Below are 11,667 nucleotides of genomic sequence, written 5' to 3' on the forward strand. Positions count from 1 at the left end.
CGACACAGTGACAGTTGTCCCTGCCGGTGCGCGGTGGGAGCGTGCGGGGACCAACCGCCGCTGAAGGGTGCGCCGATGACCACCGACGACCTGCTGGCCCGGCACCGGGCCGTGCTCCCGTCCTGGATGCCGCTCTACTATGCCGAACCGCTCGAACTGGTCGCCGGCTCCGGCCGCCGGGTCACCGACGCGGCCGGACGCAGCTACCTGGACTTCTTCGGCGGCGTGCTGACCAACATGATCGGCTACGACATCCCGGAGATCCGCGAGGCGGTGCAGCGGCAACTGGGCACCGGCCTGGTGCACAGCTCCACGCTCTACCTGATCCGCCAGCAGGTCGAGCTGGCCGAGAAGATCGCCCGGGTCTCCGGCATCCCCGACGCGCGGGTCTTCTTCACCAACTCCGGCACCGAGGCCAACGAGGCCGCGCTGCTGGTCGCCACCAACCACCGGCGCTCGCACCAGATCCTCGCCGTGCGCAACAGCTACCACGGCCGGTCGTACGCGGCGATGGGCGTCACCGGCAACCGTGGCTGGTCGGCCAGCGCGCTCAACCCGCTCCAGGTGGCCTGGCTGCACTCCGGCGAGCGGCTGCGCGGGCTGCTGGCCCGGCTCGACGCCGACGACCGGGTCGAGGCCGCGGTCGAGGACCTGCGCGAGGTGCTCGCCACCCAGACCGCCGGCGACGTGGCCGCCCTGATCGCCGAGCCGATCCAGGGCGTCGGCGGCTTCACCCACGGCCCGGACGGTCTCCTCGCGGCCTGGAAGAAGGTCCTCGACGAACACGGCATCCTGCTGATCAGCGACGAGGTGCAGACCGGCTGGGGGCGCACCGGCGAGCACTTCTGGGGCTACCAGGCGCACGGCGTCACCCCGGACCTGCTCACCTTCGCCAAGGGCATCGGCAACGGCTTCGCCCTGGCCGGTGTCGTCGGCCGGGCCGAGGTGCTGGAGGCGGTGCCGGCGATCAGCTTCTCCACGTTCGGCGGCAACCCGGTCTCCACCGCCGCCGGCAACGCCGTCCTCGACTACCTGCTCGACCACGACCTGCAGGGCAACGCGGTCCGGGTCGGCGCGATCCTCGGCGACGGCCTGCGAGCCGCCACCGCCGGCCTGGACCGGGTCGCCGAGGTGCGCGGCAAGGGCCTCATGCTGGCCGTCGAGTTCGTCCGCCCCGGCACCGTCGAGCCGGACCCGGAGCTGACCGGTCGGGTCTTCGAGGCGTGCCGCGCCGGCGGCCTGCTGGTTGGCAAGGGCGGCCTGCACGGCAACGTGGTGCGGATGGGCCCGCCGCTGACGCTGACCGAGGACGAGGCCCGCGAGGGCCTGGCCATTTTGGTCGACGCGATCCGGACCTGCGTGGAGGAGGCAGCGTGACCGTCATCGGGCACTACGTCGACGGCAAGCGGGCGGCCGGGAACTCCACGCGGCGCGGCAACGTCTTCGACCCGGCCACCGGCCGGCGTACCGGGCAGGTGGCGCTGGCCGACGCCACCGACGTGGCCGGCGCGGTGGAGGCCGCCGAACGGGCCGCCCGCGACTGGCGGGACGCGTCGCTGGCCCGGCGCACGGCGGTGCTGTTCGCCGTCCGCGAGCTGGTGCACGCCCGCCGGGACCGGCTCGCCGAGGCGATCACCGCCGAGCACGGCAAGGTCCTCGCGGACGCCGCCGGCGAGGTGCAACGCGGCCTGGAGGTCATCGAGTACGCCTGCGGCATCGCCTCGGCGCTGCGCGGCGGGTTCAGCGAGAACGTGTCCACCGAGGTCGACTCGTACAGCCTGCGGCAGCCGCTGGGCGTGGTCGCGGTGATCTCCCCGTTCAACTTCCCGGTGATGGTGCCGCTCTGGTTCGTGCCGGTGGCGATCGCCTGCGGCAACGTGGTGGTGCTCAAGCCGAGCGAGAAGGACCCGAGCGCGGCGCTGCTGCTGGCCGAGTGGTTCACCGAGGCCGGCCTGCCCGACGGGGTGCTCAACGTGGTCAACGGCGACAAGGAGGCGGTCGACGCCCTGCTCGACCACCCCGGCGTGAAGGCGGTGTCGTTCGTCGGCTCCACCCCGGTGGCCCGCTACGTGCACCAGCGCGGCGCGTTGGCCGGCAAGCGGGTGCAGGCGCTGGGCGGGGCGAAGAACCACATGGTGGTGCTGCCCGACGCCGACCTGGACCTGGCCGCCGACGCCGCGGTCAACGCCGGGTTCGGCTCGGCGGGGGAGCGGTGCATGGCGATCTCCGCGCTGGTCGCGGTGGAGCCGGTGGCCGACGCGCTGGTCGAGCGGATCGCCGCGCGGATGGCCCGGTTGCGCACCGGCGACGGTCGCCGTGGATGCGACATGGGACCGCTGGTCACCGCCGCGCACGCCGAGCGGGTCCGGTCGTACGTCGAGGCCGGAGTCGCGGCCGGCGCGGTGCCGGTGGTGGACGGTCGGGACGTCACGCCGGACGGCGAGCCGGGCGGCTTCTGGCTCGGCCCGACCCTCTTCGACCACGTCCGACCGGAGATGTCGATATACACCGACGAGATCTTCGGCCCGGTGCTGAGCGTGCTGCGCGTCGGCTCGTACGACGAGGCGGTGGAGCTGGTGAACGCCAGCCCGTACGGCAACGGCACCGCGATCTTCACCAACGACGGCGGCGCCGCCCGGCGCTACCAGCACGAGGTGGAGGCCGGCATGGTCGGCGTCAACGTGCCGATCCCGGTGCCGATGGCCTACTACTCTTTCGGCGGCTGGAAGGCGTCGCTCTTCGGTGACCTGCACGCGCACGGCGCCGACGGGGTGGCGTTCTTCACCCGGGGCAAGGTGGTCACCAGCCGCTGGCTCGACCCGCGCCACGGCGGGGTCAACCTCGGCTTCCCCACCCAGACCTGAGCAGACGCAGCAGTCCCGCCCCGGCCAGGTACGCCACCAGCGCCGGGGCGGGCAGCCCGAGCGGCTCCGGCGCGGCCTTCGGCGCCAGGCTGTTCAGCAGCAGGCCGGCGACCAGCGCGGCGTACCCGGCGACGGCGAGCGCGGTCCACGGCGCGCCGCGTTCGCCCACGCCCGGGTCGGATCCGACGCGTCGGGCCGCGCCGGCTCCGACGCCGTGCGGCCCGGCTTGGCCGTGCGGCCCGGACGGGCGGCGGGTGCGGGCCTCGATCGGGCCGAACACGGCGACCAGCGCGGCCAGCACCACGGCCAAGGCCGCCAGCCACGGGATCCGCCAGGCCCACCAGGTCACCGAGCCGACCGGGGGAGTGGGCAGCAGGCCGAGCGCGTCGAGCAGGCCGACCAGCAGGATCGCGGCGGTCAGGTGCCAGAGGAAGACGGTGAGCACCACCGCGTTGATCGCGATCACCGCCTGCCACGGGCCGGACCGCCGCAGCCAGTGCCCGGCCGGACGTCGCAGCAGCAGGATCAACCCGAGCTGGGTGGTGGCCGCGGCGAGCAGGGCCACGCTCGGCGGCGCGGCGTTGTCCAGCCGCTCGCCGGCCACGTGCAGCATCGCCACCGGGTACGGCCCGACCGTGGTCAGCAGCACCAGCGCGGCCAGCCCGACCAGCAGCAGCGTCGCGCCGGCCCGGCGGTCCAGCGGCAGCCGCCGACGGCGGGCCAGCTCCGGTGAGCGGGCGTCGTACCAGGCGAAGCCGAGCTGGTGCACGGCGAGCCAGGCGAACAGGTAGTTGCCGTCGGCCAGCGCGGCCGGGCCGAGGAGCCGGCCGAGGTCACCGAGCGCGACGAGACCGGCCAGCACCACCGGCACGGCGAGCCCGAACCGGCGGTGCAGCGCGTACATCGGCGGGGTCGACGCCACCACCACGAGGTAGGCGACCAGGAACCACAGCGGGATGGTGGCGAACCAGACCACGGTGCGTACCTGCGCCGGGTCTGCCCCACGCAGGGTGGCGACCGTGGCGCCGACGGCCAGCACCAGCAGCAGCGCGGTGGTCGGGCGGACCAGCCGGGCGCTGCGGTCCACCAGCCAGCCGGTCGCGGTCCCGCCCCGGGCCCGGCGGGCGGCCAGCGAGGCGGCGTTGGCGTAGCCGCCGACCAGGAAGAACACCGGCATCACCTGGGCCACCCAGGTCAGCGGCCAAGCCCAGGGCAGGTCGGGCAGCGCCGAGTGGCCGGTCGGGCGACCGTGCTGGTAGCCGATCACGGTCACGCCCCAGTGGCCGAGGACGACCATGGCGATGGCCAGCGCCCGGAGCAGGTCGACGTAGCGATCCCGCCCCGGCGGCGTGCGCTCGGCGAGCTGCCGCAGGCGGCGCATGAGCCCAGGCTATGCCAGCCTCCGCCGACCGGTACGGATAACGGTTCGGCCTTCAGGTCTTGTGGTCCGCGTCTCGTCGGCGTAGAAATTCTTCAACGAAAACGTGCCTGGTGAAGAGAAGCGACAGAGCCACCGAGGAGATGCGATGAACAGGCGTGAGATCCTTCGCCGCAGCGCCGCCGCCGGCCTGCTGGCCACCCCCGCCGCCGGCCTGCTCGCCGGATGCGCCACGTCCGGCGGCGACGACAAGGGCGACGCCGGGGCCTACAAGGGCACCAAGAGCGAGCAGAACCCGCTCGGCGTGAAGGAGGACGCCCCGCTCGAGGTGGTGATCTTCAACGGCGGCTTCGGCGAGGACTACGCCAAGGCCCACGAGGCCATGTACAAGGAGAACCACCCGAAGGCGGAGATCAAGCACTCGGCCACCCAGGAGATCAGCAAGACGCTCCAGCCCCGCTTCGTCGACGGCAGCCCGCCGGACGTGGTCAACAACTCCGGCGCCGGCCAGATCGACTTCAACGGCCTGGTGTCCCAGAACGCGCTGGCCGACCTCGGCGACCTGCTCGCCGCGCCGAGCCTGGACGTACCCGGCAAGACGGTCAAGGACACCCTGCTGCCCGGCACCGTCGAGGTCGGCTCGTACGACGGCAGGTTCCTGGTGCTCAACTACACCTACACGGTGTACGGCATCTGGCACTCCACCAAGCTCTTCGCCGACCGTGGCTGGAACTACGCGAAGACCTGGGACGAGCACATCGCGCTCTGCCGGCAGATCAAGGCCGCCGGCATCGCCCCCTGGACGTACGCCGGCCTGCACCCCCGCTACATGAGCTGGCCGCTGATCTCCACCGCGATCAAGCTGGGCGGTCCCTCGGTCGCGCTGGCCATCGACAACCTGGAGCCCAACGCCTGGAAGTCGGACGCCATGAAGACCGCCGCCGACGCCTGGCACCAGATCGTCAAGGACAAGTTCATCCTCGACGGCTCGCCGGGCCTGGACCACAAGCAGTCGCAGACCGCCTGGTGCCAGGGCAAGGCCGCGTTCATCTCCTGCGGCTCCTGGCTGGAGAGCGAGCAGAAGGACGTCACCCCGGCCGGCTTCAACATGACCGTCGCGCCCACCCCGAGCCTGGGCAGCGGCGACAAGCTGCCGTTCGAGGCGATCCGGGGCACCGCGGGCGAGCCGTTCATGGTGCCGGCGAAGGCGAAGAACGTGGCCGGTGGCCTCGAATACTTCCGGACCATGCTGTCGCGCAAGGGCGCGCAGGACTTCACGAAGAAGGTCGCCAGCCTGCCCGTGGTCGCCGGCGCCACCGACGGTGTCGAACTGCCGTTCGGGCTGGCCACCGTGGTCAAGGCGCTCGACGCGTCCGGCTCGAACGGGTTCAACTGGGTCTACAACAACTACTACCGCAAGCTGGAACGCAACCTGGTCGACGCCGCCTGCGGCGAGTTCTTCAGCGGCCGGACCTCCCCGACCGAGTTCCTCGACCAGTGCCAGAAGGGCGCCGACTCGATCGCCTCGGACAACTCGGTCAAGAAGTACAAGCGGGCCGCGTGACGATCGGATGCGACACGGCCGACTCCCGCTGATCCTCAGCTTCCTGCTGCCACCACTGGCGATCTACGGCATCTTCGTGCTCTCGCCGTACCTCCAGGCGTTCCAGATCTCGACCACCGACTGGCTGGGCTATTCCGCGCAGGCCGACCAGGTCGGCCTGGCGAACTTCCGCACCCTGCTGCACGACGGGTACGTCTGGAACGCGTTGAAGAACAACGCGATCCTGCTCGCGGTGGTGCCGGTGGTGACCATCGCGCTGGGTCTCTTCTTCGCCAGCATGCTGACCATGGGGGGCCGCAAGGGCCGCGCCGGGGTGACCGGGGTACGCGGCACCGCGGTCTACCGGCTGGTCTACTTCTTCCCGCAGGTGCTCTCCGTGGTGATCATCGCGTTGCTGTGGAAGGAGATCTACAGCCCGACCAGCGGCCTGCTCAACGGCGCGTTGCGGGCGGTCGGGCTGGCCAGCCCGCCGGCCTGGCTCGGCGACCCGCGGTTCGCGTTCTGGTGCGTGCTCGCGGTGATGGTGTGGAGCAACGTCGGGTTCTACGTGGTGCTGTTCGGCGCCGCCATGCAGGCCATCCCGCGCGACATCTACGAGGCGGTGCTGCTCGACGGCGCGTCTCGGGCCACCATGCTGCGGAAGATCACCATCCCGCTGCTCTGGGACACCATCCAGGTGGCCTGGATCTACCTGGCCATCGCGGCGCTGGACGGCTTCATCCTGGTGCAGCTCATGACCAACGGCGGGCCGAACTTCTCCTCCGACGTCATCGGCCTGCGGATGTACGACACCTCGTTCGGCAGCGAGAACAAGTTCGGGTACGCGTCGGCGATCGGCGTGGCCATGTTCTTCCTGACCCTCTCGGTGGCGGTGCTGGCGCTGCGGACCGCCCGGCGTGATCGGATCGAGTACTCGTGACCACAGTGGAAACCGGTGCGGCGACCGCCGCCGCGCCGCGCGACGCCGCCCCGGCCGACCGCCCGCCGCGCCGCGAGACGGGCGTCGCGAACGTCTTCTCGCACGGCTTCCTGCTGCTCTGGGCGGCGATGACCATCCTGCCGCTGGCCTGGATGCTGCTCAGTTCGCTGAAGAGCAACGGCGAGATCATCGCCGATCCGTGGGGCCTGCCCGAGGCGCTGCGGTTCGACAACTGGGCGCGCGCCTGGACCAACGCCCACATCGGCCGGTTCTTCTTCAACAGCCTGGTGGTGGTGACCGGCTCGCTGAGCCTGACCATGCTGCTGGGCGCGACCGCCGCGTACGTTTTCGCCCGTTACGAGTTCCGTGGCCGGCAGGTGGTCTACTACCTGTTCGTCGGCGGCATGATGTTCCCGGTCTTCCTGGCCCTGGTGCCGCTCTTCTTCGTGGTCCGCAGCGTCGGCCTGCTCGGCACCTGGCCCGGCCTGATCCTGGTCTACACGGCGTACTCGCTGCCGTTCACGGTGTTCTTCCTGACCGCGTTCTTCCGCACGCTGCCGACCTCGGTGGCCGAGGCCGCGATGATCGACGGGTGCGGCCACTTCCGGCTCTTCTTCCGGGTGATGCTGCCGATGGCGCGTCCGGGACTGATCAGTGTGGGGATCTTCAACTTCCTCAGCCACTGGAACCAGTTCCTGCTGCCCCAGGTGCTCATCCCCGGCGACGGGCCGAACCGGATGCTCGCCCAGGGGCTGAGTTCGCTGGCCGTCAGCCAGGGGTACGCCGGCGACTACGCCCAGCTCTTCGCCGGTCTGACCATCGCGGTGCTGCCGGTGCTGGTGGTCTACGTGGCCTTCCAGCGCCAGATCCAGGCCGGCCTGACCGCCGGGCAGCTCAAGTGAGGTTGTTGCCACAGGCAACGGGGCGGTGCGGATGATCGCGCTCCAATAAGGTGGGCCGGCACACTCATCTTATTGACAGGAACTTCCATGTTTTTTCTCATCTACACGCTGTTGTTGCTGCTCGGCGGCATCGCGATGGTCGCCGTCGGCGTCGCCATCAAGGAGCAGGGGACCGGCTCGCGCATCCTCAACGTGGTCGTCGGCCTGGCCTTCTTCGCCTACGGCTTCTACCTGCTGTTCCTCTTCGACGGCGGCGACTACCGGATCTTCTTCTACGTCTTCATCCTGCCGATCCTGCTGATCGTGCGCGCGGTGAAGGCCCGCAAGGAGGCCCGCGAGCAGGCTGCGGCGCACCAGTTCGCGGGCGCGCCGCAGCAGGGCATGTTCCCGCCGTCCGGGCACGGCCAGCCGGCCCCCGGCTTCCCGCCTGCCCAGGGTCAGCCCGCGCCCTACGGCGCCCCCCAGCAGGGCCAGCCGGCCCCGTATGGCGCCCCGCAGCAGGGCGGGGCGTACCCGCCGCACGCCGGTCAGCCGGGCCAGGTGGCGCCGCAGGGGTGGCACCCCGGGCAGCAGGGCGACGCGAACGCCTGAGCGGACTCCGGGGGCCGGCCGATCTGTCGGCCGGCCCTCGTCGCGTCTGACCGGAGGCGTCTCCCACCGGTGCCGGTGCCGATCAGGGTGCGAGGTGCGCGCCGACCGATTCCGATCAGATCGGCCGGGCGGCGCCCGGGTGTATGAGCGTGTTCCCGGGCCGTTCCGCAACCCGATCAACGGCTCGACGGGGCGGCCCCCGCCGCACCGCCCGCGCCCTTCCGCCGACGGGCCCGTTCCGGACGCCCGTGGACCGGCAGCAACCGGCGGCCGGTCCGCGCCCACACGAACCTGATGACGCGGATGACTCACGGCGGCCCGCCCGCTGCTGAATCACCGGCGTCATCAAGTTCGTAGGCGCCAGCAGGCCCTCCCGCTGCGACCCGGACGGCGACTCTCGGACGCCTTTGGAGCTGAGAGCAGGAACGACTCACGCGCCGCTACCGCCCTTTGAGTCGTGCGTGCTCTCAACTCCAAAGGGAGGTGGAGGGCTACCATCCGTCGGCGCGGGGCGCGGGGCGCGGGGCGCGGGGCGCGGGGCGCGGGGCGCGGGGCGCGGGGCGCGGGGCGCGGGGCGCGGGGCGCGGGGCGCGGGTCAGGCGGGCGGGGGGACGAGCCGGGCGTGCAACGCGGTCGGGTCGGCGACCTCGGGCAGGTCGCGGGCGGCGAGCCAGGCCGCGGCGGCGGCACCGTCGCCGGCGCCGTGCAGTGGCGCGGCCGGCCAGCGGCGGGTCAGCTCGGCATGGACGGCGGCGGCCAGGGGGGTGTCGCCGGTGAGCAGGCCGCCGCCGAGGACCACGGGATCCGAGGCGTCGGCGGGGCGGATCCGGGAGACGCTCTCGGCCAGCAGCGCGGCGGCCTCGGCGATCAGGGCGGCGCCGGTCGGCTCGCCCGCGCGGGCCGCCTCGACGACGAGCGGCGCGAAGCGGGCCAGTTCCACCGGTGGGCGGCGGGTCACGGCCTGCACCACGGCGTCGACTGTCGCCCGAGGGCGGACGGCCACCTCGCCGCTGCCGGTCAGCTCCGCCAGGACACGGCGGCCCAGTTCGCCCGGTGCTTCGGCGCGGTCCAGGTCGGACAGGAGCCGGCGGACCGCCTCGCGGCCGAGCCAGAACCCGGAGCCGGCGTCGCCGAGCAGCCAGCCGTGGCCGTCGGCGGTACGGTCCAGACGCAGGTCGCGGACCTGGGCGGCGATCGCGCCGGTGCCGGCGATGAGGACGGTGCCGTCCGGGGTGGCGGTGCCGGAGGCGTAGGCGACCAGGGCGTCGCCGTGCACCGTGTACGGGCAGCGCAGCCCCGCGTCGGCCCAGGCCCGGTCGAACGCGGCGCGCCCCTGCGGGTCGGCCAGGAGGCGGCCGGCGCCGGCAAGGCCGATCACGCCGGCGCGTACCCGGGTCGGGTCGACGTCGGCGAGCGCCGCGCGCAGGGCGGCGAGCAGTTCGGCGGCGGCCCGCTCGGCGCCGTGGCTGGTCGGATTGCCGCCGCCGGCCCGGCCGGCACCCAGGCGTGCGCCGTCGAGGCCCAGGGCGGTGGCGCGGGTGGACGTACCCCCGACGTCGAGGCCGACCACGACGGTGTCCGACATGGTCCTCATGCTGTCCGGCCGGGCCCGCCGCGCGCAAGATCGCGGCGGTGCGGCAGGTAACAGTTTGAAAACTTCGCCCACGGTCTTGACACGGAGGGGCCTTCAGTAAGAACTTTTACCACTAACAGTTAACACTCTTTTCCGAAAGGCTTCCGCCGATGGCCGAGCACGACGTCGAGACCTCCGCGGCGACCGCGGTGGTCGAAACCGCTCCGGCCGACCGGCGGGGCGTCGACGGGGTGCTGGCCAGGGTCCGGGCCGGCGTGGGTGAGCTGACCGGGGCGCTGCGCCGGGTCGCCGAGCACGTGCTCAGCGACCCGGAGGCAGCCGCCCGGGCGACCATCGTCGAGCTGGCCGAGCGGAGCGGCACGTCGCCGGCGACCATCACCCGGTTCTGCCGGGCGATGGGGTTCGAGGGCTACGCCGACCTGCGACTCGGCATCGCCGCGGAGACCGGCCGGGCCCGCTCCGCCGGCTGGACGGTCGACATCGGGCGGGAGATCCAGCCCGGTGACCCGCTGTCCCGGGTGCTCGACCAGATCATGGCCGCCGACACCCGGGCCATGCACGACACCGCCGCGCTGCTCGACCTGGGCGAGGTGGAACGGGCGGCGGTGGCCATCGCCGGGGCCAGCCGGGTGAACATCTTCGGCGCCAGCGGCAGCGCCCTGGTCGGCGAGGAGATGCAGTTCAGCCTGCACCGCATCGGGGTGGCGGCCTGGGCCTGGAGCGATGTGCACGAAGGGCTGGCCAGCGCCGCGCTGCTGGGCGTCGGCGACGTCGCCCTCGGGATCTCGCACACCGGTCAGACCCGGGAGACCATCGAGCTGCTCGCCGAGGCGGGCAGCCGCGGGGCGACCACTGTCGCGTTGACCGGCTTCCCGCGCTCGCCGCTGGCCGAACTCGCCGACATCGTCCTGGTCACCGCCAGCCAGGCGACGACCTTCCGGCCGGACGCGCTCTCCGCCCGGCACCCGCAGCTCGTCGTGCTCGACCTGCTCTACATCGCGGTGGCGCAGCGCACCCACGACCGCGCCCACGCGGCCTTCCGGCGTACCGCCCAGGCCGTCGACGGGCACAAGGCCGCGAAGGGGTCCCTCTCATGATCAGTGCCCAGGGGTACGCGGACGCCGTCCGCCCGGTGCTCGACCGGCTGGTGGACAGCCAGGCGGTGGTGGTGGACCGGGCGGCCGGCCTGATCGCCGACGGCCTGCGCGCCGGCGGCGTCCTCCAGGCGTTCGGCGCCGGCCACTCGGAGGCGTTCGCCGCCGAGCTGGTCGCGCGGGCGGGCGGCCTGGTCCCCACCAACCGGCTCTCCCTGCACGACCTCGTGCTGCACGGCGACGCGCCCCGCGACGTGCTCGCCGACCCCAAGCTGGAACGCGACCCGGAGGTGGCGCACCGGCTGTTCGCCCTGGCGGCGCCGCAGCCGGAGGACGTGTTCGTGGTCGCCTCGCAGTCCGGCATCAACGGCTCGGTGGTCGAGCTGGCGATGCTGGTCAAGCGCGGCGGCCATCCGTTGATCGCGGTCACCTCGGTCGAGCACACCGCCCGGGTCGCCCCTCGGCACCCCTCCGGGCACCGGCTCGCCGACCTCGCCGACGTCGTGCTGGACAACGGCGCGCCGTACGGCGACGCACTGCTGCCGCTCGAGGGCGGCGGCGCGGTCTGTGCGGTCTCGTCGGTCACCGCGGCGCTGCTCGCGCAGCTGCTGACCGCCGAGGTCGTACGACGGTTCCACCAGGCCGGAGAGGTACCCCCTGTCTACCTCTCCGCCAACGTCCCCGGTGGGGACGAGCACAACCTCGCCCTCGAGTCGCGGTACGCCGGGCGCCTCCGGCGGACCGCCTGACCCGACACCACA

10 protein-coding genes are annotated in these 11,667 nt (G+C 72.7%); 8 read left to right on the plus strand and 2 right to left on the minus strand.

Translation table 11 applies throughout. The features are described from left to right. The first annotated feature begins 75 nt into the window (after nt 1-75). Complete coding sequence (locus O7598_RS09440; protein WP_269690933.1) at nt 76-1,377, plus strand: aspartate aminotransferase family protein; 1,302 nt, start codon at nt 76-78, stop codon at nt 1,375-1,377. Then, a complete protein-coding gene (locus tag O7598_RS09445; protein WP_269690934.1) occupies nt 1,374-2,864 on the plus strand; it encodes a CoA-acylating methylmalonate-semialdehyde dehydrogenase in 1,491 nt (496 codons plus the stop codon). The genes O7598_RS09440 and O7598_RS09445 overlap by 4 nt, the downstream gene beginning before the upstream one ends. On the opposite strand, the gene O7598_RS09450 is transcribed toward O7598_RS09445, so the two are convergent. Continuing rightward, entirely contained in the window at nt 2,836-4,245 is a 1,410-nt protein-coding gene (locus tag O7598_RS09450) for an acyltransferase family protein (RefSeq protein WP_269690935.1), read from the minus strand. The two genes, O7598_RS09445 and O7598_RS09450, sit on opposite strands and share 29 nt — an antisense overlap. A 145-nt stretch (nt 4,246-4,390) precedes the next feature. On the opposite strand from O7598_RS09450, the gene ngcE reads away from it, so the two are divergent. The 4 genes from ngcE (at nt 4,391) to O7598_RS09470 (ending at nt 8,218) form a co-directional block, all read left to right on the plus strand. Next, nucleotides 4,391-5,806 (plus strand): N-acetylglucosamine/diacetylchitobiose ABC transporter substrate-binding protein, encoded by a 1,416-nt coding sequence (gene ngcE / locus O7598_RS09455; protein WP_269690936.1) that lies wholly within the window; start codon nt 4,391-4,393, stop codon nt 5,804-5,806. 7 nt (nt 5,807-5,813) lie between these two features. Next, entirely contained in the window at nt 5,814-6,725 is a 912-nt protein-coding gene (locus O7598_RS09460; RefSeq protein ID WP_269690937.1) for a carbohydrate ABC transporter permease, read from the plus strand. Continuing rightward, on the plus strand, nt 6,722-7,627 hold the full coding sequence (locus tag O7598_RS09465; protein WP_442929843.1) for a carbohydrate ABC transporter permease: 906 nt from the start codon (nt 6,722-6,724) through the stop codon (nt 7,625-7,627). Before O7598_RS09460 ends, O7598_RS09465 begins: the two co-directional genes overlap by 4 nt. Nucleotides 7,628-7,714: 87 nt before the next feature. Continuing rightward, nucleotides 7,715-8,218 (plus strand): hypothetical protein, encoded by a 504-nt coding sequence (locus tag O7598_RS09470; protein WP_269690938.1) that lies wholly within the window; start codon nt 7,715-7,717, stop codon nt 8,216-8,218. 595 nt (nt 8,219-8,813) lie between these two features. On the opposite strand, the gene O7598_RS09475 is transcribed toward O7598_RS09470, so the two are convergent. Then, nucleotides 8,814-9,803, minus strand: a complete 990-nt coding sequence (locus O7598_RS09475) for an N-acetylglucosamine kinase (RefSeq protein WP_269690939.1) — start codon at nt 9,801-9,803, stop codon at nt 8,814-8,816. Between the two features lie 158 nt (nt 9,804-9,961). Between O7598_RS09475 and O7598_RS09480 the strand changes: the two genes are divergently transcribed. Both O7598_RS09480 and O7598_RS09485 read left to right on the plus strand, forming a co-directional pair. After that, entirely contained in the window at nt 9,962-10,909 is a 948-nt protein-coding gene (locus O7598_RS09480) for a MurR/RpiR family transcriptional regulator (protein WP_269690940.1), read from the plus strand. Beyond that, nucleotides 10,906-11,655 (plus strand): SIS domain-containing protein, encoded by a 750-nt coding sequence (locus O7598_RS09485; protein WP_269690941.1) that lies wholly within the window; start codon nt 10,906-10,908, stop codon nt 11,653-11,655. The genes O7598_RS09480 and O7598_RS09485 overlap by 4 nt, the downstream gene beginning before the upstream one ends. The last annotated feature ends 12 nt before the right edge of the window (nt 11,656-11,667 follow it).

The sequence above is a fragment of the Micromonospora sp. WMMC241 genome (assembly GCF_027460165.1).
GTDB classification, from domain to species: Bacteria; Actinomycetota; Actinomycetes; order Mycobacteriales; family Micromonosporaceae; genus Micromonospora; species Micromonospora humi.

Bases quoted from the DNA above. Each gene is read 5' to 3' on its own strand.
- ngcE (WP_269690936.1), top strand. From the start codon at position 4,391: ATGAACAGGCGTGAGATCCTTCGCCGCAGCGCCGCCGCCGGCCTGCTG.
- O7598_RS09480 (WP_269690940.1), top strand. From the start codon at position 9,962: ATGGCCGAGCACGACGTCGAGACCTCCGCGGCGACCGCGGTGGTCGAA.
- O7598_RS09485 (WP_269690941.1), top strand. From the start codon at position 10,906: ATGATCAGTGCCCAGGGGTACGCGGACGCCGTCCGCCCGGTGCTCGAC.
- O7598_RS09450 (WP_269690935.1), bottom strand. From the start codon at position 4,245: ATGCGCCGCCTGCGGCAGCTCGCCGAGCGCACGCCGCCGGGGCGGGAT.
- O7598_RS09475 (WP_269690939.1), bottom strand. From the start codon at position 9,803: ATGTCGGACACCGTCGTGGTCGGCCTCGACGTCGGGGGTACGTCCACC.
- O7598_RS09460 (WP_269690937.1), top strand. From the start codon at position 5,814: ATGCGACACGGCCGACTCCCGCTGATCCTCAGCTTCCTGCTGCCACCA.
- O7598_RS09440 (WP_269690933.1), top strand. From the start codon at position 76: ATGACCACCGACGACCTGCTGGCCCGGCACCGGGCCGTGCTCCCGTCC.
- O7598_RS09470 (WP_269690938.1), top strand. From the start codon at position 7,715: ATGTTTTTTCTCATCTACACGCTGTTGTTGCTGCTCGGCGGCATCGCG.